Here is a 21,380-nt window from a genome sequence, read left to right on the forward strand (position 1 = left end):
CAAGACCTTCGACAGGAAGTCTTGAACTCTAAGGCTAAAACATTATTTTATTATGGCAAAAAAAACCGTGGACCTCAAAGAAAAAATCAAGCATGAGTATCTTGATTATTACCTGACCAAAGGTCATGATCCCAAGACCGTCTATCATTTTTGCAAAGAACTGAAAATAAAGGAAGAAGCGTATTATGAGCATTATAATTCCTTTGCGCAGATCAGGGCTGATATATGGAGAAGCCTATTTTTAGAGACCAAAAAAGGTATTATGGAGGATGATGTTTACAGCAGTTATTCCGTGCGGGAAAAATTGCTCGCTTTCTATTATACCCTCGGGGAAATGCTCAAATCGAAAAGAAGTTTCGTGGTGCAGGACTTCCCCCGATCGCCAAAGGAGTTCATTAAAAAGAGCCAGATAAAAGCTTTCAAGGAACCTTACCTGCTGTTTGTGCAGGATCTGGTTCAGGAAGGTATAGAAACAGGAGAAATTAAAAGCCGATCGAAACTCGAAGCCAAATACAAGGAGGCTTTGTGGGCGCAATGTGTTTTTATCATTGACTTCTGGACCAAGGACGACAGCGAACAGTTTGAAGCCACGGACGCCGCCATTGAAAAGGCCGTCAATCTTAGCTTTGAACTCATGGGCGCTTCCGCTTTGGACAGCATCCTTGATTTCGGAAAATTTCTTTTTCACAACAGAGATAAAATGCGTTACCAATAATGAAAGAACAGTCAAAAATCCCAACCACAAAGGTAGAACGTGCTTCAAAGTTTATGAAAGCGGGAGTGAAGGTCGGAGGAAACTATATTAAGCATTATGCCAAGCGTGTGATAGGTAATGATGCTGACCGTTCCGAACTGAATGAAGACAATGCCAAAGTGATTTATGGTTCCCTGAGCGAGCTGAAAGGCAGTGCCCTGAAGGTGGCACAGATGATGGCCATGGACAAAAATCTTTTGCCTACTGCCTACCAGAACCAATTTGCCATGGCACAGTACAGCGCCCCACCGTTGTCTTATCCTCTGGTGGTGAAAACATTCAGAAAATTCTTCAAAAAGACCCCTTCACAATTATTCGACAGCTTCAGTCAGTCGGCGATAAATGCGGCCTCTATTGGGCAGGTTCATGAAGCCTTCCTGAATGAAAAACGCCTTGCCGTGAAAATTCAATATCCTGGAGTGGCTGATTCCGTCACGTCGGATTTGAAAATTGCCCGTCCACTTGCGGCAAAATTACTTAATATGAGTGATGCTGAAATCAGTCAGTATATGAGCGAGGTCGAGGAAAAATTATTGGAGGAAACCGATTACGTGCTTGAGCTGAAACGATCCCAGGAGATTACCTCTGCTTGTGCACATATCGAAAATACACACTTCCCAACCTATCACCCACAATTTTCCTGTGAGCGCGTCCTGACGATGGACTGGATGCCTGGCGACCACCTGAAAGAATTTTTGCAGAAGCAACCTTCGCAGGAAGTCAGAAATAAAATAGGCCAGGCATTATGGGATTTCTATGATTATCAAATCCATTCCATGCAGCAGGTACATGCCGATCCGCATCCTGGTAATTTTTTATTGCAGATGGATGGTACCCTTGGCGTCATTGATTTTGGCTGTGTGAAAGTCATTCCACCAAAATTCTATCATGCTTATTTCAGTTTATTAGCCAAGGATCTCATCAAAGACAGCAAACGCTATGAGGAGCTGTTGTATGAGCTGGAGTTCTTGCTTCATGACGATACCGAAGAGGAAAAACTTTTCTTCAGCAAAATTTTCGAAGAAATGATTGACCTGCTCGGACGACCATTCCATTATGATGAGTTTGATTTTGCCGATGAATCCTATTTTATGCAAATTTATGAGTTAGGAGAAAAAATTAAAACCATGAAGGAATTGCGCAAATCAAGAACCGCCAGAGGCTCAAGACATGGTTTGTACATTAACAGGACCTATTTCGGCCTTTATAACTTGTTACATGATTTAGGCGCAAAAATTAATACAAAGACCCTCAGTAAATTAGCCCTGATTGCATAAATTTTATGAAAAAATATCATAAAGCCGTTTGGCAGACTGTAAAATTAGCCCTAATATTGCACAGCAAAACGGTGATAACAGCCGTTGAGCAGGGCCTATAGCTCAGTTGGTTAGAGCTTCTGACTCATAATCAGGAGGTCGCTGGTTCGAGCCCAGCTGGGCCCACCACATCATTTATGATATTAAAAATTTATAGAATGTTTATACATTCAGGGCCTATAGCTCAGTTGGTTAGAGCTTCTGACTCATAATCAGGAGGTCGCTGGTTCGAGCCCAGCTGGGCCCACAAGTTTTTCAAGTCGCTTTTTGAGCGACTTTTTTTTGTCCAAAAAATCAGGAACTCTCCCTAAACACTATTCGGCGCATTTATGGCTGAAACACCCTACGATTTCTGATGGAACTTTCATTTTGGCAATGAATATTAATTCCTAAATTGCGGTCAATCGGCCCCAAAGGCAACAATCAACAAAAATCAAAAGTATGCTACTTCCTGCTATCAATAATATTGTTGAAGTCTGTGCGAAACAACAACTCGAAGATGTTATCCTCTCTCCAGGATCGCGCTGTGCCCCTCTAACAATCGCATTTAATCGACACGAACATTTCAACCCGCTTTCGATTCCTGATGAGCGTGCTGCTGCTTTTACCGCTTTGGGGATGAGCCTGAAAAGTCAAAAAGCAAGTATATTGGTTTGCACCAGCGGAAGTGCAGCGCTAAACTATGCACCTGCTGTTGCTGAAGGGTATTTTCAGCAAATACCCATGATTGTCATGACGGCCGACAGACCTCCGGAGTGGATCGATCAACTGGATGGACAAACCATCAGGCAAACCAATGTATTCGGCAATCATGTTAAAAAATCTTACGACTTGCCCGTCGATTATACCCACCCCGACGCCCAATGGCAAATCAATCGGATCATCAATGATGCCATCAATCTGGCGCATCAGGCTCCTGCCGGCCCGGTGCATCTCAATATTCCTTTTCGCGAACCCTTCTACCCTACTGTTTCCGAAACCGTAACGTTTGATGAAAACAGTAGAACCATCAAGCAGTGGGCCGTGAAAAAAGACCTTGCACAAGATCAGTGGCAGTTGGTGAAGGAGCAATTTGAATCTTTTGACCGTCCGCTGATTGTTGTTGGACAGGCCCCACTGAATGATAGCCTGATTCGCATCATTGACGAGTTCTCCAAGAAATACCATATTCCCGTTGTTGCGGATGGCATCAGTAATTTTCAAAGCCTTGAAAATGCTATTGGACTGATTGATAACATTCTAATGGGAGCCAACAATAAAGCCAATCTTCAGCCCGACTTACTCATCACCTTTGGGAAGTCGGTGATTTCTAAACCGCTGAAAATCTTTTTACGCCAGCACAAGGCTCAAAAACATTGGCATATTCAGGAAGAAGGCATTCCTGCGGATACCTTTCAGCAACTTACCGATACATTCAACATCAGCCCGACGACCTTTTTCTCCAACATGAACTCAGGTATTGGGACTACGGCTGACATTAACTGGTTTGAAGCTTGGGCAACACATGAACAGCACCAGCGGAACATTCTTTCGCAGCATTTTGCGAAGGAAACTGCTTTTCATGAATTGGCCATTGTGCATCAGATTCTTCAGGCTTTGCCTGCTGGCTCAGACCTACACCTGGCCAACTCCATGACGGTGCGCAACGCAAATTTTGTCGGTATTCCTACTGACAGCGATTTGGAGGTTTTCTGTAACAGGGGGACAAGCGGCATCGATGGTTCCAACTCCACAGCCATTGGCTCGGCGATCAAAAGTGGGAACATCACCACCCTGATTACGGGTGATCTCGCATTTTTTTATGACCGAAATGGCTTCTGGAACAATTACCTGCCAAAAAATTTGCGGGTCATTGTGATCAATAACCATTGTGGCGGAATTTTCGGCGTGATTCAAGGGCCAAGTCAATTGCCTGAACTGGAGGACTATTTTGAAACCCATCAGCCGTTGGATGCCCAAAAATTAGCCTCAGACCATCAAATGGAATATGCCTGCGCGCAGGATGCGACGACCCTGAAAAACAGCCTCGAAGACTTTTATCAAGCTGGAAACGGGCCGAAAATTCTGGAAATTAATGTGGACAAAGCCCTCAATAAAGCAGCTTTTTCAGCCTTCAAAACGCTCATCAAGACAAGCCCATGCAACTGATCATTGAAGGACAAAAAATCGATAAAAAAAGCATTGCCACCACCGTACTCGAAGAAAAAATAGGTCGATTTATTGCCGCATGGCAAAGTGGTCAGCAACAATTCTCCTTGCAGACTTCTGGCTCAACGGGGAAACCCAAGATCATTGAAGTACACCGCCAGCAAATGCAAAAAAGTGCCGCATTAACAGCGCAGGCATTAGGATTGAAAGCCGGCGAAACCGCTTTGTTGGGCATGAATCCTGAAATGATCGGTGGACGGATGATGATTGTCAGGGCTTTGGAATTGAACCTAAACCTTGAGGTGGTACGGGCTCAGCTTAACCCCGTACTCCAAGCCACCACCGACTTTGACTTCGTTGCGCTCGTCCCTGCACAATTGCAGGAAGCGCTGCAGAACCCTGTCAGCAAGGCAAAAATCAACCAGTGTAAAAATGTGATTATCGGCGGTGCCCCGATGTCTTATGGACTGAAACAGGCCTGTCAGTCGCTCCAGTGTCAGGTATTTGCCACCTACGGCATGACCGAAACGGTGAGCCATATCGCCCTGCAAAAAATCAATGGGATAGATGCCTCAAAAACATTTAATGCCCTGCCCGATGTCAAGCTGCAAACTGACCATAGGGGTTGCCTGGTGATAGACAGTCCCACGGCCAAGGGGCAAATTATTACCAACGATTTGGTGCGTCTGACCTCCCCAAGCACTTTCATCTGGCAAGGAAGAGCCGATTTCACCATCAACACTGGAGGGGTTAAAGTTCAGGTGGAAACCATAGAACAGGCGATTGAAAAATTATTTTTCGATCATCAAATACTTGACCGCTTCATCATTACAAGCCAACAGGATGACCGATGGGGCGAGAAAATATGCCTGATCATTGAAACCTCCAAAATCAACAATGAGTTGTTGCAATTGATTACCCATCAGTTACAACCTTATCTGCCCGACCAATATTACCGCCCCAAGTGTGTTGCCGTGATTCCTTCTTTTGATGAATTAGCTTCAGGAAAATTGAATCGGTCAGCGATAAAAAACCAACTCAACAATGCGCCTGACTCTTTTATTGATTTGCATTACCCTGTTTGCTAACCTTGCCCATGGGCAAAATCAACTGAACATTGATATTTCCGGCCTCCGGAATCAGACAGGAACGCTGAACGTATTAATTTATGATAATGGTAACGGTTTCCCCGATGATATTCAGCTCGCGGTGAAGAAAATCATTGTTGACGCCTCTTCTCCGACGATCCGGATTGATGATTTGAGTTTTGGGCAATATGCAATCGCGATTCTTCATGATGAAAATAAGGACCTGGCCATGAATTTCAACTGGCTTGGACTGCCCAAGGAAGGCTTTGGTTTTTCAAATAATAAACCCATTCTTGCTGGCCCACCGAATTTCGATGCCGCTGCCATCACGTTTAAGCAACACCAGCAGAATGTTAATATTAAACTGAAATACCTCTAAAACCACACTCGGTATTCTATCCTTCCCCATCGGTGCCATTGCCCCCCATGAAATTCAGGGCTTGTCATGGTCAGCCTACCCAAAATCTGATGATTCCGATACGTCAGCCCCAATTCTGTAAAATAAACCTGCACCAGACGCTCCACCTTTGCCCGATCAAAAGTATGCGGGCTCTCATCGTAGTTAACCACCAGCCCTCCCTGCATCGTCGCATCATAACCGATCAGTTTCACCTCTGCTCCCGTCATGCTATACACTTCAACCGATCGGCGTTTCACCGTTTCAGGCGATAACCGCTCGAACCAGCTGTTCATTTTCCCAAATCGTATTTTGGAGCCCAAACCGACATGATCCTGCCATGACCCTACCGCAAGCTTTCCACTGGCCATCCACTCGAAATAATCAGAAACCACCAAGCCCTTGTCTGCCTCCACAAAATAATTGATCAGAAAATCATTCTTAATTTGTTGCTCCCAGCCCAAGGGCGGATGCGATGGCGTAATTTTATGCACCAAACCCTGTGTCAGTCCACCCAAAGCGTGCTGCCCCACCAGTCCCATAACAAATTCTGTTTTTATCCGCCATTGTTGTTCTGGCAAAAAAACATACGCAAACTGACTCAAGGTTAAAGTACTCGCATAAGGGCGATCGAAGGATTTGTCGTCAGGCAGGTGGGTGTTGTTGGGCGTGTACATATCCTGGCGGAACTGAATACCCGTAACCATTTGCTCCTTATGCTTTGCAAAGAGCCCTAATGGATACATCAATGGGCTTTTTCGGAACAGGGGATCGATATAGGAAAACCGCACACCATTGGTGTAATACATGTCTGTAAAAAAGAAAAAATCATTATCAAAGATCGTCTGAAACGAACGATAATCATGCGTTTGCCGTTCCTGTGCCAAGCATCGAGAAGAATGATGGATACAGGCGAAAAACAAGAAAAGAAAATAGACTATGCGCATAATACTCAACAATTAAGCAGTTCCCCAACTGCATGAATTTGTATTAATGCCTTCCAAATATGGTGTTAATATCTTACGATTTTATTGTTTTAACAAATGAATTAGCAATAATCATCTGAAAAAATGATGAATACTGTAATTTTTTTCCAATACCAAACATTCATTCTCATCATCAGTAATATGTATAAATAACCTGACTGAACAATATGGTAGCGATTGAGATTTCTCCGATGATTAAATTGGTCCCTTTAAATTTTACACACACTGAAGACTTACTGAGTCTTATTGATAAAAATCGAAACTTCCTGCGGCAGCACTTCCCCTGGGTGGAAATTCAGAAAAACCAAAAGCAAATTGCGCATTTCATTTCTACTTACGACCAAAAAATGAAAAACGAGCAGGGCATTATGTATGGGATATTTAAGCAGGATCAGCTCATTGGCAATGTAGGAATCTATGACATCGATCAGCACAATAAAACAGGCCAGCTGAGTATTTGGCTTGACCAGGAAGCCCAGAAAAAAGGGATTGCCAAAAATGCCACCCAGCAGGTGATTCAGTTTGGCTTTATGAACTGGAAGCTGAACCGCCTGGAGATCAGATGTAAAAGTGGACATCAGGACACCCTCCGTTTTGCAGAAAGACTTGGCTTTAATATTGAAGGTAAACTGCGGCAATCAGAATGGTTTTACGACCGATATGAAGATTTAATTATATTAGGTTTACTCGAGCAAGAAATCACAGCTAAAATGGCCTGATATTTTGGATAATTGATCTGTTGAATCTAATTTACGCCAATAGCAATTATTAGAACATCATATGATGCTTAACATATCAATCACGCAGATGGAGTACATTGTGGCGGTGGATACCCACCGCCATTTTGTTACGGCTGCCGAACACTGCTTTGTTACTCAGCCTACTTTGAGTATGCAGATCAAAAAGCTCGAAGACCAATTAGGGGTAACGATTTTTGACCGTACAAAGCAACCCATCATTCCGACGGACGCCGGTGCAAAAATCATCGCACAATCGCGAACGGTACTGAATGAGGTGGAAAGAATCAACGATATTCTTCAGGATTACCGCGAAACTGTTTCAGGAGAGCTGAAAGTGGGAATTATTCCAACGATCGCCCCTTACCTGATCCCTAGATTCATTGGGAATTTTTATAAAGCTTTTCCGAACGTTAAGCTGACCATCAAGGAAATGCTTACTGACAACATCCTGAAATCATTGAAGAATGATACCCTGGATGTTGCGATTTTGGTGACACCACTCGACGAGGCTGAGGTAGAAGAAATTCCTTTATTTTACGAAGAGTTATTTTTATACTTCAACGAGCAGCATATCAATCAAATTGATACGCCGATCACGCCTGAATACCTGAAAGGGGAAAGAATTTGGTTACTTTCTGAAGGCCACTGTTTCCGGAATCAGATGCTGAATATTTGTAAGATCAGCAAAAACAACAGCTTGCCAGGCTTTGAATTTGAGAGCGGTTCTTTAGAGACGCTTCGAAAAATTGTTGATACCGAAGGAGGCTTTACGGTACTGCCTGAACTGGGCACTGAAGGCATTAAAGCCGAGCAACTCAAGGTAATGGGAGAACAGAAACAATACCGCGAGATCAGTATGATTTATACACGCAACTTTGCGAAAAAGAAGCTGATAAAATTACTGGAAGAGGAACTTAAAAAATCAGTTCCTGAAAGTATGCTCTCTGCCAATGGAGGCAACATTGTAGAATGGAAATAAATGACAAAAAGAAGATCGGTTAGGCCGATCTTCTTTTATTTTAGGGATAAACTCCCCTCATACACCTGCCGATCGCCGGGCTTTCTGCTGAGCCATTTTTCCAGGGCGTATTTGGTGCTTTCAAAAGCAATCTCGTCCCATGGAATTTCCGACTTGGCGAAAAATCGGGCTTCAAGCGTTTCTTCTCCCGCGCCAAACCTGCCCTGTGGCAAAGCACCATAATAAATCAGATACACCTGATGAAATTGCGGAAGATTATACACCACATGTAAATACTGCAAGTCTACTTCAGCCATTGCCTCCTCACGTGTTTCCCGCATGGCCCCTTCCCGAACGGTTTCCCCATTTTCAAGAAAACCCGCGGGTAAATTCCACAAGCCTGCCTGTGGTGCTATTTCACGGCGCAAAAGCAGCACTTTTTCGTCCTGTTCAATCAGGCAACCAGCGATTACCCGAGGATTTTGATAATGAATGGCACCACAATCGTCACACGTAAAACGGCGCCGATGATCTCCAACAGGTGTTTTCATGACCATATTGGAACTGCCACAATGACTGCAAAATTTCATATTTACCCGAAAATTTTCCTCCAAAAACTCTTTTCCTGTTTATAATTCTGATGGGCCTCAAAATCCACAAAATGCATCTCAGGCTGGTCAGCATTCAATAGTTCCCAAACTTTACTCCAGCCCAGAAAACCGCCAATATTACGGTCATCGATAAATATCTCCGCATCAATTTTACGACTGATGCCCTCCATAGATTCTCCGGGGTAACTTTCATTCACAGCATAAAAATTAATCCCATGCTCTTCACAGAAGGCCACCGCATCCCGTAATGGTTGCCCCCTGCGGTAAGTCCATAACACCAACTGATGCCCCTGTTTTTGCAACTCCTTCATGGTTTCAAAAGCAAACATCATAGGTCGGCCTATTTCAGGATAAGCATCCTCTACAATTGTTCCGTCAAAATCTATCGCTATTTTCATAATTCAACTGATACATGGCCCGCTTTTAAGATCAACAAAAAATATAACTAATTCAATATATAAATTGGTTTGCTAAAGTGTACTGCTTTTTATTGATTCCTCACTTAGACCTATTTTTACTTTCTTTATACTTTATAAAATGAATTTACCGAATATGGTCATCTTTTTCCTTTCCAATCAGACAAAATCCCTTTAATGCGTGTTGATATACAGAACTCGGTTAATAAAATACGCATGGAGCCTACCTTAGTCATATTCGATTTGGACAATGTTATCCCACCTTCCAAATTCCTATCTTCTTTCATTCCATTCCTGAAGGGAAGAAAACATGGATTTATTGATCGGACAACATTGTATTTTTATAAGAAATTAATTCAAGCAAATTTAATTTCTGAAAAGCAAATGCTCACAGAGCTTGCTGCTAAATACTTTAAGGGTGTCAATCAATATATACTTGAAGAACAATCGAAAAGATTCTTTGATGCTCATGAATCGTTATTACTTCCAGACACTACGGTCAATAAAATTCGATTTCACCAGCTTTTGGAACATCAAATCGTTTTCATGACCTCCTTGCCCAAAAACCTACTCTTTAGTTGGTGCCGAGAAAAACTCGGCTTACTATTGGGTAACGAACTGGAGCAAAAAAACGACTTGCTGACGGGAACACTCAGGTATTCCTCCATCAACGATACCCTTCAGATGAATTGGATTAAACAAAAGATCACTCCTGAATATTACTCAGAAGTGATCATTTATTCAAATAATCAACAGACCTCACAGCAGTGGGTTACTTACCGTCGGCCATAAATTGACCCTGTTGCAATCCAATAATATTGCTAAACAGTCGATATGCGCCATTTACTCCAGCGGGAAGCTCCCGAAAGAAGCTTAATGAGGTATAGACAAAAACACCTTTTCCGTGCTGAGCAACCAACAAGGCGGATTCAAGAGGGCTTTCTCCATCATCTGCCATCCGGAGTATTGGCTGATAAGCTTTGTCCCATTCCTGAGGAAAATACAACCCTCTTTCCTGTACCCAGCCACTGAAATCATCCTGCCCAATTTTATTGAAGTTATTCAGTACGGGGTGCTTAGCATCTACAAAAGACACCTTTGCCAATTCATTCGTAACACGGTTTCTGCCTAATTTCAGCGGATAAGGCCCAATTTGATCTGTTTTTAACCTGTGCGAAGTATTGTATTGCGTGATCACCGTACCGCCCTGAGCTACAAATTCGATTAACGAAGGCATCCAATCCTTCATTTGTGGCAGGGTATTTAAAGCACGCACGCCCAGAATCACCACATCGAGTCCTTGTAGCTGCACGCGCTTGTTTTTATCGACATCGATCATTTTTACTGACATCCCCACTTCCCTGAGTGCTTCAGGAATCAGATCCCCTGCCCCCATGATATAACCAATCTCACGGTCAGGCACTTCAAGTTTCATTTTCTTCAGACTGACTTTCGCATCCTTTACCATCATTTGGGTAGGGATATGATCGTATTCAATTCGCTGAACATACTGATCGAAAATTGCGCCCTGATCCGAAACAAAAGTAAACTTCAAGAAACCGTTTGCCGCTTTTTCAGGGCTGTTGATTTTCACGGTAATCGATTGGGATTGGCTATTTAGCGTCAATGGAAATTCAGCAGTGGTTACCCCCCAATTCTTTGGCGATTCCACTTTTAGTATCCCCTTCACCTTTTGCTTTGACTTCAACTTCACCTGCAAAGTTTTCTGCTGCTGATTACCAAAAATCACCTCTTGAACGTTTGGCTGAATTTCCACCATTGGCGTTACCAACACTGGTTTTCTGATTAATCCCTTAACAGGGTCTGATGACTGATAAACGACAGGAATATTCAGGCTGAATTCCTGCCCTGAAACCTTCACTAACAGTTTCGCTAAAAATGTTGGTGCATTCTGGGCATCACCAATAAGTTGTGCATTAGTCACCTTAAACATTCCTGCAGAATGCGCATTTCTTAACCAATAAGGTTGGGACAGTGGAAAATTGGCAGGTATTGTAAAATCTATTTTTTGTTGGTACAACTCGTTCGCTGAAAGTTTTTCATCAATCTGCCATTCCCCGATTTGAGAAACCTTGATTTTATCTACCTTCACATCAACATCAAAAGGTGTCGATAGCTTTAATGTCGCTTTCAATTGTTCAGCAGGATATACTTCCGCAGCAGGCAATTCCAGCTGCGCAAATAGGCCAAGGCAGTCGGTAATAATCCCATCCACCTCTTGCAGCTTTTGCTGTTGCCAAAAACTTGATGGCGACTTCTGAAGAGCAGTCCTTAATTGCAATAAATCTTTTACAGAAGCTGCTGGATTCACCACCGAGAAGGAAGATAAAATTTTGTTCACCAATGGCATGAGAGCCTCTCCCCCAGCAAACCGCCCCCAGGACTGATCAACACTCTCCATTATTGAAGCAGGAAGCGCCTGCCCATCAAGTGCCTGAAAATATTCTGGCATTTCCCCAGGGTAGGCCATCGTCCCAAAACCCTGACTTTTATGCTGACTCCTACTCAGGGCCGCCAATTCAGCCACCGATGTTCCCAACAAAGGCTGATAGCGTCCAATATCCACTTTCAGGGTTTCCAACTTCTTAAAATCCTCTTCATGATCTCGGTAAAACCAGGAAGAAGTGTTCCATAAAACACGCTTCACCTGGTGCGCCGCGCCCCACTGCTTGAACAATTTTGGGTTTGCTGCAGCTTCCGCACCTTCAAGAGCCAAAATCGCCGATGCCGTATGGTGGCCGTGCGTTATCCCGGGGATCGTCGGAAATCGGGTAATGATAACGTCAGGTCGAAACTCACGAATCACCTTTACCACATCACTCAGAACAGCATCTTTCTTCCAGAACTCAAACGTTTCGTCAGGGTGTTTTGAGTAGCCAAAATCATACGCTCGGGAAAAAAACTGCTGCCCATGATCCACTGAACGGGCGGCAAGCAACTCCTGCGTACGAATCAACCCCAGCCCCTCCCAAAGTTCAGGGCCAATCAGGTTCTGCCCACCATCACCTCGCGTAAGGGACAGGTAAGCGGTTTCAATATGTTCCACATTTTGCAAATAACTGATCAGGCGGGTGTTTTCATCGTCGGGATGCGCAGCCATATACAGCACCCGAGATGCCACGGGCAGTTGTTGTAATTTCAGAAGGGTTTCTGCGGCCGCTTTTGTCTGACTGAAAACAGGCACAGTGAGCAAAAGGGCCAAAAAGCTTAGAAAAAGCGATTTCATGGGTTGATGTTGTTTGATTAGTGCTGGAAATACCCGCTGAGAACAGGCATGCCGAAAAATTTTGTAAAAAAAATCCCCAAAACCAAAAGGGCTTGGGGATCTCAATTTATCTAAACCATCTTAAAATGGCAAATCATCATCGCTTGATGAGTCGTTTCCTACCATAGGAGGCATCGTTGGTGCTGGAGGAACAGCAGACGGAGCTTCAGGAGCTGGGGCACCTGCAGTTGCTGGAGCCAATCTCCACGCTTGCAACGTATTGAAATACACTGCCTGGCCCTGAGGGTTCACCCACTTGCGGCCACGTAAATTGAACTCTACGTTCACATCCTGCCCTGTTTGGTATTTATCCAACTCTTCACATGCGTCCTGAGTAAATTCAAATTTGATAAACTGTGGATACTGAGGATTATCAGCATATTCAATTACAAATTCACGTTTACGAAAACGATCAGAAACGTTCTGAACGGGATAAATTTCAATCAGTTTGCCTTGGATATTCATATTAAATTGCTTTTTCTAATTTCTATTAAAGTCAAAATTACGATAAAGTCTTAAATGCACCAACGAATCATTCACTTTTAAGCTTAATGATTTCTTCTTTCAGGTGCATGACCATTTTACTCAACTCTTTCAGGTCCATCTCTTCGATCTCCTCCACCTCATTCACCGCTTCTGGAAATTTCACACTGATGAAAGCTTTCGACTCCCATACCTCAAGCACATCGTCGGCATGCACCTCATAAGCAGAATACTGAAGGTTATCCGATACCAGATAAAGCGACCTTTTGTCTTCAAGGTAATTAAAAACCCGCTTGTAAACTACCCCCTCTTTCTTGGTCACAACAATATAGGTTTTGCCACTCCGAACCTGATACAGGTTATCAAGAAAACGGCCTACAATGATGGTCCCAGACTCTAAAGGCAGCATAGAATCGCCATTGATCTCGAAAGCGCGGAAGGTCCCATTTTTGCGTAAATTAGGCAGGTTGAATTTCGGCAACTCCCCAATATACTCAGGGTCCATATAACCATTCAGGTAGCCTGCTGAAGCTTTTTGAGGCACCAGCTCAATATTTTCATCATTGTTTGAATTGACCGTAATGGCCAGTACCCGCTCACCTCTTTTGGCTTCCTTTTTTCCGTACCGATTCTCTTTAAGAATTTTATCACCTTCCCGACAGAAATCCCTTTTCACCATCTGATCTACAGACACCCCAAAAAACTGGGTGATGTTGATCAGGTTATGAATTCTTGGATCCGCACGCCCTTCTTCATAAGCCCCAACTAATGAGCGCTTAATTTGTACTGCATCGGCCAACTGACCCTGAGTCAGGCCACGGTGTCTTCTTAACCACCGCAGGTTTTCACTTACTAAAGACATAATTGTTAAATTTTAGGCTGACATATATATCATAAAATCTTCGGCACGGCGCCTCTGCCCAATCCCGTACAGGTGGCTGTGTTGAAAATAATCATCCTTGCACAACGAAAGAATTCTAAACTCAATTTCACTCACAATCTCTTCTTGCTCAAGACTAAAGTCAGAAATCGCTTTCAGAAGGTACCCGTAAAGTACTTGCTCCTCCTGTTCATGAATGAGGAATTTAATTTGAAAATTCCCTGATTTTAGTTTTTTTGCGTCCAAAGTCAAGGTGAGGTTACCCTCCAAGATTCTTTTTAACTTTTGGCTACTGATACGCATGGGCTATATTTTTTAGCTTTGTTATATACCAAATATAATAGAACAAAAAAACTTAGCAAAATAATTAGCCTAAAATAATTAGAGCAACTGGTAAAAAACATTATTTAGTTTATAATTTTAAGTTAGCAACAATGGCTAAAGCAGAAATCCACACGGAAAAAGGAATGATGACCGTTTCCTTTTATGAAAACGACGCACCAAAAACTGTCGAAAATTTCATCAAACTTTCTAAAGAAGGATTTTATGACGGATTGACTTTCCACCGCGTAATTCCTGATTTCGTAATTCAGGGAGGTTGCCCAGATGGCACTGGCGCAGGTGGACCAGGTTATTCAATCGACTGTGAATTGACTGGCGACAATCAATTCCACGATCGTGGAGTACTATCGATGGCACATGCTGGCCGCAACACTGGCGGGTCGCAGTTTTTCATCTGCCACAGCAGAAACAACACTTCGCACCTTGACCGCAACCATACTTGCTTCGGTAAAGTAATCGAGGGTGTAGATGTTATTGATGACATCCGCCAAGGCGACAAAATTGAAAAAATCGTGGTTATCGAAGATTAATCTCCGAAAGCACAATGCATAAAAAAAGGGTCTTACGACCCTTTTTTTGTGTTTAATATGGTAATCAAGCGTTATTCGTTTCCATCACCTCTCTCAGCTCTACATAAGCGGCCTCACAGCCCTGCTCAAACTCCTCTACCATCCCCGCCATCTTGTCCAGGTTCTTGGCATCTTTGCCAGAATGTTCAATTTCAAGAATCAAGGCTTCAAGACTGCTGATCCCCATAAAGGAGATCGAGGGTTTCACCTTGTGGGCCAAAGCACCCAGGCGCGCCCAGTCTTGCGACTGACAAGCTTCTTTCATTTGCTTGATCATGTCAGGGGTTCCCTGTAAAAAGGTTTCAATCATATCGTTCATGAAATCCGTGTCTCCATCACAGATTGATTTCAAGTAGGTTAAGTCAATCATTGTACTCATGGCTTTTGTTGTTAGGTTTAGTCGGTTATTGATTGGAATTCACGATTTCCATTTCTTTAATATATCTATATATAGTTGATTTTCCAATGTCAAGCTTCTCGGCGACAAGCATCACATTATGATCATATTTCTCTAAAAAGTGCGTAATAATCTTGAAGGTATAATCTTTGAGTGTCATCTCTTCAGCAATCAGGTTGTCATCCCTGAGCACACTATTAAAACGTATTTCCTCAGCGGTAATTTCGGAGCCCGCCGCCAAAACTGCGGCAAGTTCAATCACCGACTTCAATTCCCTGACATTCCCAGGAAAACGGTACTGAAGGAGTTTGGATTTCGCCTGTTCAGACAAAAACATCGGGTCCATTTGATTTTCATGAACGAAATGATCCAGGAAGTGTTTAGCAATCATCAGGACATCATTATCTCGATCCCGCAAAGGCGGTAACATGACGGGCAAACCCAGCAAACGATAATACAGATCTTCCCGAAACTCACCATCTTTGACCATTTGCGCCAAATTTCGGTGAGTGGCCACAATAATGCGCACCTCAATTTTCTGCACCAGATTCCCCCCGATCTTCACCACCTCCCGCTCCTGAATCACCCGCAACAGCTTCGCCTGCAAATTCAAATCCATTTCCCCGATTTCATCCAGAAAAATAGAGCCCCCGTGGGCTTCTTCAAATTTACCAATCCGCTTATTAAAGGCCCCCGTAAATGCACCCTTTTCATGACCAAAAAGCTCACTTTCAATCAGCTCTTTAGGAATGGCCGCAATGTTTACCGGCACGAAAGGTTTAGACCGACGATTGGAATTAAAATGTATCGCTTTAGCAACCAACTCTTTACCTGTTCCCGTCTCGCCTGTTATCGAAACCGTGATATTGGTTTTTACGGCCTTTTCCAGCAGCTTGAAAAGCTTATGAATGGCGGGCGAATTACCAATAATGGTGCGCTCAAACTCATATTTATTGGCCACCTCCCGACGCAGATTCTCCACCTCCGCTTTTAAGGAAGCGCCGTCAAGAGCATGCCGCACCACATGCCACAGTCGATCTTTGGTTTCCCCATCTTTCGGCAGGTAGTCGTAGGCTCCTTTCCTGAGGAGCGACACCGCCGTTTTTACATCTTCCTGCCCACTGATAATAATTACAGGGACATCAGGTAACTGAGATTTAATGGTATTCAAAATATGCTCACCGTCCATGTCTGGCAATGAGTAATCGAGGGTAATCAGGTCGGGCTTCTCATTCAGGTGATTGATAAGTTCTGTCCCAGTATGAAAAATTTTGAGCTCATAATCGGGGTTCAATGACAAAATATGACTTAAAAAAACGGAATAAGACAGATCGTCCTCCACAATAAATATCGTCGCTTGTTGATTGTCGGGCATAGTTACAAGGTTTGTATTATTACCGAAACCTAAAGAAAATTGTTTGCTGATTTCATCATATATTTCCCATAATGGGAATCAGTATTCCAAAATTTGAACAGGAGCAAAATCAGCAAAAATGCTTTCACGATCGATAAGATATGATTATCGCTATTGAGCTTAAAAAAAAGCAAGTTTTTACTTACAAAAGGTCAAGATATTCATGTAACTTTCGAGCTGATTTTGCAATCAATATCTTTAGCATCATTATGGAATTTGACATTATTATTGTGGGCGGCGGCATTGTTGGCCTGGCCACAGCCTTAAAAATACTGGAAGCCGAACCGACGACCAAGCTGCTTATTCTGGAAAAAGAAAGCCAGCTTGCCGCACACCAAACAGGTAATAATTCCGGGGTAATTCACTCTGGCTTATATTACAAACCTGGTAGCCTGAAGGCGATCAATTGCAGAAAAGGTTATGACCAACTCCTGGCTTTTTGCGATGCGCAACAGATCGACTATGAGCTTTGCGGAAAAATTGTGGTGGCTACGGAGGAGAATCAGGTTCCGTTGATGCATAATCTTTATGAAAGAGGGTTGCAAAATGGCCTGGAGGGGATGAAAATCCTCTCTGCTGACGAGCTCAAGGAATACGAACCGAACGTTAATGGCGTGGCGGGTATCTTTGTACCGCAAACGGGCATTATCGACTATAAAGAGGTGTGCCTGAAGTATGCGGATGTGATCACGGAAAAAGGCGGGCTGATCCATTTGAACGAGAAAGTTGTTGATGTCAAGGAGCACAATGGCCAGTGCATTATCAAATCCGATAAACACGAATACCGCTCCAAGCTATTTGTAAACTGCGCGGGATTGTATTCAGATAAAATCGCACGAATGACGCAACCAGAGGTAGACCTGAAAATCATTCCTTTCCGTGGTGAGTATTACAAACTCAGCGAAGAGAAATCAGCATTGGTCAAAAACCTGATCTACCCTGTCCCTGACCCTAACTTTCCATTTTTGGGAGTGCACTTTACACGCATGATCCGAGGTGGTGTAGAGGCGGGGCCCAATGCAGTTTTAGCCTTCGGCCGTGAAAGCTACAAAAAGCACCAGATCAATATGGGCGAACTACTTGAAATCCTATCTTTCAAAGGGTTTCGGAAGGTTGCTTCAAAATTCTGGAAAATGGGCATGGGAGAAATGTATCGTTCCTTCTCTAAATCCGCCTTCACAACTGCTCTTCAAGCACTATTGCCTGCCGTAAAGCAGGATGATTTAGTCGTTGGTGGCGCGGGCATCCGAGCACAGGCCTGCAACAAAGACGGTAGCCTTGTCGATGATTTCCAGATTTTTGAAACAGACCGCGTGGTGAACGTTTGTAACGCCCCATCACCTGCCGCTACGGCCTCTTTGGCAATTGGTGAGACCATTGCCAATAAAGCACTGAACAAACTGAAGGCAAAAGCGCTTTAAGCCCTTCTTTTTCCTGACTGACAAATACTGCACTCAAGTTTATATTAACAACAAAGCCGCCTTAATGGGCGGCTTTGTTTATTTATTCTTCACAAACTTACTACTCCTAACCATCCGTTCCAAAAGGGACGGAAAAAAGCGCTTAATCCAAACGCCGAGTTTTTCTTTGGACCGTCCTAAAACAATCTCCTGTTTATCTTTTTCTATGGCTTTAATAATGGCCTGTGCACAATCCTCAGGGGCCATTCCCAGTTTTTGACCTTTATCCATTTTCCGATTTTCAGTACCATCACCTTTCACAGCGTTGATCGAAAATCGGGTGCGAACGTAAGCCGGGCAAACCAGTAACACTTTGATCAATGGGTAACATTCTGCACGCAAGCTGTCGAAAAAGCCATGGAGGGCATGTTTGCTTGCCGCATAGGCGGTGCGGTTGGGAATACCAAACTTACCTTGCACACTACTGATCACCACAAATTTTCCGCCTTTACTGGCCATAAACCGAGGCACAATCAGTTTGGTCAAATATGAATAGCTCATGAAATTCACCTGCATAATTTTCTCAAACACCCAATATTCCAACTCTTCAAAAGAGGCTCGTTGCCCCAGGCCTGAAGAAAAAACGACGACATCTATTTTCCCATTTGCCCATTCAAAAACCTCTTCTACAATATCAGGAAATGCGTCGGGCTGTTCGAGATCCAAGGGTTTGACCAACAAATCTTTCTCGACGTACACGACTTCCTTTACAGCGGAATTCAGCTTTCTTTCATCGTGAGAAGAAACTATGAGGCGGTCCTCATTACCCAGAAACTGATGTGTGAGTGCCTGCCCGATACCCGAGGAAGCACCAATTACCCAAACTGTTTTAGAAGCCATAAAAGATCAAGTTAATAATTACCACAAATTTCGAAAAAAAATTCAGCATTAGCCCATGCGATAATCATTCAATTTACAAGCATTTCAGTGACAAAGCCCATTTTATTATTGTGATAAAATTAATACAAAATAGGCTAAATTCAATATCAAGACCGATTAATATCCAGGCTGCCTCCAGCGGGGATCAATCTCCAGAGAAGAAAAAGACTGAAAAATTGTTTTACCAGGGTTACCTGTAAATTTAAAGTGGTGTGTCTGGTTATACTGCGCTCCAAGTTTCGACTTTAACTGAAGGTCAAAATTATTTTCTCCTGATTTTAAAGGAGCACGCGTATAATAAATCGTGTGTGGCAGGGTTTGCCAATTTCGGGTATCCGCTTTCTCGGTAAGTGCATTCAAAATTCCGAGCGCAAGTCCTGCGTTTTGATTTTGCTCGCGCATGCCATATTCGGCAGCTTTCTTAAGGGCTACACGCATCAAACTTTTACTGAACTCCAATAACATCCGTTCCTGCAAGGTTTTAAAAGCAATGGCATTAACATCTTCCACTTCATTCATTTTCAGATTCAAGCCTTCCCCAGTCAGTGTACCTCCACTGAAAACCGTTGGGCGTTCTACATATTTCGGGAATGCCACGCGAATGAAATTCAGATCTGTCAGGTCGTTGTTCTTATTATCGCCAGGAGAATATGGAAAGGCAAAATTCAGTCCCAAATCCTGATTGGCAAAGGTCACCATTCCAGTGTTCGATCCCAGGGTGAAGTTTACGCTCCATTCCGCTTTTACCGGTCCAAGTCCATTATTCCAGAAGAACACCAGCTCCCCTGCTCGCTTGCGATAATCTTTCGGCAATCTGTAGTCAATATTAAATGCTTTACGGTATTGATCGGCCTCATCGGGAAAACCAGACAGGAGCGCCGTCCGAATCAGATCTTCTTTCAACTGATAGGGCGCATCAATATTAAAAAGCTTCTTGTAATCATTCTTATAGATCTCATAAGCGTTTCGGTAGGCAATAAAGGCGTTGTTGTAGTCTTTATCAGCATCATAACAAATGCCCATCAGGGTATGAATGAAAGCGTCTTTGCGGTATTTTCTTTCCGATTTATATTTATCAGAAAGCGCATACTGACGGATATCCAGGCGGCGGCACTCTACCAAGGCCTGCTCTGTTTTACCCATCATCATATAATTCAATGCCTTATAATAAAGAATCAGCAAATGCTCGTGGTCTTCGCCTGGGTAAGTGGTAACCATAGGGTTGGAAACCATCGCCAGGGCTTCTTCGCCGACACTTTTACGGTGATCTTCCCCAAAAATATAGGCCTTCTCAAGATAATTATTACTGAGTTCATAATTGCCCATCATCGAGTTCACCACTCCCTGATTGACAAGGTACAAGAAACGGTTTCTGCCTTCCTCCCCTTTTTTGTCAGAAGAAAGCGTTTTCTCCGCGGCTTCTAATTTACCTTGCTGGAATTCAGAATTGAATTTCTGGTTGGTCTGATAATAAGTAGCACATGAGGATAAACCGATAAGGATTAAGAGTGCGAAAATACTGGAGCGAATCATTAAGAAAAATAAAGGGTGTTGATAATTTTAGTCACAATTAAGGTAGCCAAAAAAGCACAAAAGGAAGAAAAAATGAAACTTCATTTTCCCTTCCTTTCAAATTTATCAATGACTACGAATCATTAGTTATTGATATACTTTTTAATCTCTTTATCGTTCAACCAAACTTTTTCGTTGGTTTCAAGATTTACCAATTCCAAATTCACTTTGTAGTTGGTCAACTTTTTCTTTCCATACTGATCCGTTACGGCAGTCATTACGCCGAACATCATATAGTCAGCACCCAATTCTTTACCCCAACCTTTAGCGGTCTCTTTGGATGCATAATCAGACTGATCTGCACGTTCTTCACGTAATTTCTCACGGAAAGAAGCATCTTGCACTACACGAACACGTCCGGAGTTGATAAACTCTTTTTCCATATCCTTAATAAATACCTCAGGATCAATGTGCTCTGCCGTTTTATTTTTCACAGCACCGATAATCACAACAGGCTTTTTACCGGTTGCTTTCAGGTGCTCTTCCGCCCATGGACGAGTCATAACATCTGAAATCATTTCCTGAGCCACCATGCGTGAATCGGTATCATTCCAGCGGCCACTCAAATCAATTTGCTGATCAGGAGAAACACGCGTAACAGTGTGTGGCTGGCATCCCCATGCCAGGGTTGCTACAATTGCAGCAAACAGAAAATTACGAAGGGTTAATTTCATGTTAATAGGT

The 21,380-nt window shown here is 43.2% G+C and carries 22 protein-coding genes and 2 tRNA genes; 12 read left to right on the top strand and 12 right to left on the bottom strand.

The annotated features are described in order from the left end of the window. Nucleotides 1-52 precede the first annotated feature (52 nt). The 7 genes from AABK40_RS08310 to AABK40_RS08340 all read left to right on the top strand — a co-directional run bounded on the left by AABK40_RS08310 (nt 53) and on the right by AABK40_RS08340 (nt 5,685). The gene (locus AABK40_RS08310; protein ID WP_338396743.1) at nt 53-715 is read left to right on the top strand and encodes a TetR family transcriptional regulator C-terminal domain-containing protein; all 663 of its coding nucleotides are present in this window, start codon (nt 53-55) and stop codon (nt 713-715) included. After that, complete coding sequence (locus tag AABK40_RS08315) at nt 715-2,031, top strand: ABC1 kinase family protein (protein WP_338396744.1); 1,317 nt, start codon at nt 715-717, stop codon at nt 2,029-2,031. The genes AABK40_RS08310 and AABK40_RS08315 overlap by 1 nt, the downstream gene beginning before the upstream one ends. 91 nt (nt 2,032-2,122) lie before the next feature. Beyond that, a tRNA-Ile gene (locus AABK40_RS08320) sits at nt 2,123-2,199 on the top strand. A 44-nt stretch (nt 2,200-2,243) separates the two neighbouring features. Continuing rightward, nucleotides 2,244-2,317, top strand: a tRNA-Ile gene (locus tag AABK40_RS08325). Between the two features lie 194 nt (nt 2,318-2,511). After that, nucleotides 2,512-4,218, top strand: coding sequence for a 2-succinyl-5-enolpyruvyl-6-hydroxy-3-cyclohexene-1-carboxylic-acid synthase (gene menD / locus AABK40_RS08330; protein ID WP_338396745.1), 1,707 nt, complete (start codon nt 2,512-2,514; stop codon nt 4,216-4,218). Continuing rightward, a complete protein-coding gene (locus AABK40_RS08335) occupies nt 4,209-5,306 on the top strand; it encodes an AMP-binding protein (protein ID WP_338396746.1) in 1,098 nt (365 codons plus the stop codon). The genes menD and AABK40_RS08335 overlap by 10 nt, the downstream gene beginning before the upstream one ends. Continuing rightward, complete coding sequence (locus AABK40_RS08340) at nt 5,263-5,685, top strand: DUF2141 domain-containing protein (RefSeq protein ID WP_338396747.1); 423 nt, start codon at nt 5,263-5,265, stop codon at nt 5,683-5,685. The genes AABK40_RS08335 and AABK40_RS08340 overlap by 44 nt, the downstream gene beginning before the upstream one ends. On the opposite strand, the gene AABK40_RS08345 is transcribed toward AABK40_RS08340, so the two are convergent. Next, on the bottom strand, nt 5,682-6,650 hold the full coding sequence (locus AABK40_RS08345; protein ID WP_332919121.1) for a lipid A deacylase LpxR family protein: 969 nt from the start codon (nt 6,648-6,650) through the stop codon (nt 5,682-5,684). The genes AABK40_RS08340 and AABK40_RS08345 overlap by 4 nt on opposite strands. A gap of 206 nt (nt 6,651-6,856) precedes the next feature. Here AABK40_RS08345 and AABK40_RS08350 point away from each other — a divergent pair, with 206 nt between their 5' ends. Further along, the gene (locus tag AABK40_RS08350) at nt 6,857-7,408 is read left to right on the top strand and encodes a GNAT family N-acetyltransferase (RefSeq protein ID WP_338396748.1); all 552 of its coding nucleotides are present in this window, start codon (nt 6,857-6,859) and stop codon (nt 7,406-7,408) included. Nucleotides 7,409-7,469: 61 nt separating this feature from the next. Next, a complete protein-coding gene (locus AABK40_RS08355; RefSeq protein ID WP_332919119.1) occupies nt 7,470-8,408 on the top strand; it encodes a hydrogen peroxide-inducible genes activator in 939 nt (312 codons plus the stop codon). A 35-nt stretch (nt 8,409-8,443) separates the two neighbouring features. On the opposite strand, the gene AABK40_RS08360 is transcribed toward AABK40_RS08355, so the two are convergent. Together AABK40_RS08360 and AABK40_RS08365 are read right to left on the bottom strand one after the other, a co-directional pair. Further along, nucleotides 8,444-8,977, bottom strand: a complete 534-nt coding sequence (locus tag AABK40_RS08360) for an NUDIX hydrolase (protein WP_338396749.1) — start codon at nt 8,975-8,977, stop codon at nt 8,444-8,446. 2 nt (nt 8,978-8,979) lie between these two features. Beyond that, on the bottom strand, nt 8,980-9,396 hold the full coding sequence (locus AABK40_RS08365; RefSeq protein ID WP_332919117.1) for a BT0820 family HAD-type phosphatase: 417 nt from the start codon (nt 9,394-9,396) through the stop codon (nt 8,980-8,982). A 195-nt stretch (nt 9,397-9,591) separates the two neighbouring features. Between AABK40_RS08365 and AABK40_RS08370 the strand changes: the two genes are divergently transcribed. Continuing rightward, nucleotides 9,592-10,206, top strand: a complete 615-nt coding sequence (locus AABK40_RS08370; RefSeq protein ID WP_338396750.1) for a hypothetical protein — start codon at nt 9,592-9,594, stop codon at nt 10,204-10,206. Here the strand turns inward: AABK40_RS08370 and AABK40_RS08375 are convergent. The 4 genes from AABK40_RS08375 to AABK40_RS08390 all read right to left on the bottom strand — a co-directional run bounded on the left by AABK40_RS08375 (nt 10,187) and on the right by AABK40_RS08390 (nt 14,366). Next, complete coding sequence (locus AABK40_RS08375) at nt 10,187-12,661, bottom strand: PIG-L family deacetylase (protein WP_338396751.1); 2,475 nt, start codon at nt 12,659-12,661, stop codon at nt 10,187-10,189. The genes AABK40_RS08370 and AABK40_RS08375 overlap by 20 nt on opposite strands. 120 nt (nt 12,662-12,781) lie before the next feature. Further along, a complete protein-coding gene (locus AABK40_RS08380; RefSeq protein ID WP_332919114.1) occupies nt 12,782-13,165 on the bottom strand; it encodes a DUF3127 domain-containing protein in 384 nt (127 codons plus the stop codon). 67 nt (nt 13,166-13,232) lie between these two features. Next, nucleotides 13,233-14,045 (bottom strand): XRE family transcriptional regulator, encoded by an 813-nt coding sequence (locus AABK40_RS08385; protein WP_332919113.1) that lies wholly within the window; start codon nt 14,043-14,045, stop codon nt 13,233-13,235. 12 nt (nt 14,046-14,057) lie between these two features. Next, on the bottom strand, nt 14,058-14,366 hold the full coding sequence (locus AABK40_RS08390) for a hypothetical protein (protein ID WP_332919112.1): 309 nt from the start codon (nt 14,364-14,366) through the stop codon (nt 14,058-14,060). Nucleotides 14,367-14,497: 131 nt separating this feature from the next. Here AABK40_RS08390 and AABK40_RS08395 point away from each other — a divergent pair, with 131 nt between their 5' ends. Beyond that, nucleotides 14,498-14,935, top strand: coding sequence for a peptidylprolyl isomerase (locus AABK40_RS08395; RefSeq protein WP_332919111.1), 438 nt, complete (start codon nt 14,498-14,500; stop codon nt 14,933-14,935). Nucleotides 14,936-14,999: 64 nt separating this feature from the next. Here the strand turns inward: AABK40_RS08395 and AABK40_RS08400 are convergent, their stop codons facing one another. After that, complete coding sequence (locus AABK40_RS08400) at nt 15,000-15,353, bottom strand: Hpt domain-containing protein (RefSeq protein ID WP_332919110.1); 354 nt, start codon at nt 15,351-15,353, stop codon at nt 15,000-15,002. A gap of 25 nt (nt 15,354-15,378) precedes the next feature. Next, nucleotides 15,379-16,746 (bottom strand): sigma-54-dependent transcriptional regulator, encoded by a 1,368-nt coding sequence (locus AABK40_RS08405; protein ID WP_332919109.1) that lies wholly within the window; start codon nt 16,744-16,746, stop codon nt 15,379-15,381. 248 nt (nt 16,747-16,994) lie between these two features. On the opposite strand from AABK40_RS08405, the gene lhgO reads away from it, so the two are divergent. Beyond that, nucleotides 16,995-18,206 carry an L-2-hydroxyglutarate oxidase gene (gene lhgO / locus AABK40_RS08410; protein WP_332919108.1) on the top strand — a complete coding sequence of 404 codons (1,212 nt, stop codon included), beginning with the start codon at nt 16,995-16,997 and terminating at the stop codon, nt 18,204-18,206. Nucleotides 18,207-18,284: 78 nt separating this feature from the next. Here the strand turns inward: lhgO and AABK40_RS08415 are convergent, their stop codons facing one another. The 3 genes from AABK40_RS08415 to AABK40_RS08425 form a co-directional block, all read right to left on the bottom strand. Next, on the bottom strand, nt 18,285-19,085 hold the full coding sequence (locus tag AABK40_RS08415) for an SDR family NAD(P)-dependent oxidoreductase (RefSeq protein WP_332919107.1): 801 nt from the start codon (nt 19,083-19,085) through the stop codon (nt 18,285-18,287). Between the two features lie 156 nt (nt 19,086-19,241). After that, nucleotides 19,242-20,657, bottom strand: coding sequence for a COG3014 family protein (locus AABK40_RS08420; RefSeq protein WP_338396752.1), 1,416 nt, complete (start codon nt 20,655-20,657; stop codon nt 19,242-19,244). Nucleotides 20,658-20,779: 122 nt separating this feature from the next. Then, a complete protein-coding gene (locus tag AABK40_RS08425) occupies nt 20,780-21,370 on the bottom strand; it encodes a penicillin-binding protein activator LpoB (RefSeq protein ID WP_332919105.1) in 591 nt (196 codons plus the stop codon). Nucleotides 21,371-21,380: the final 10 nt, after the last annotated feature.

Source organism: Persicobacter psychrovividus (genome assembly GCF_036492425.1).
Classification (GTDB): Bacteria; Bacteroidota; Bacteroidia; order Cytophagales; family Cyclobacteriaceae; genus Persicobacter; species Persicobacter psychrovividus.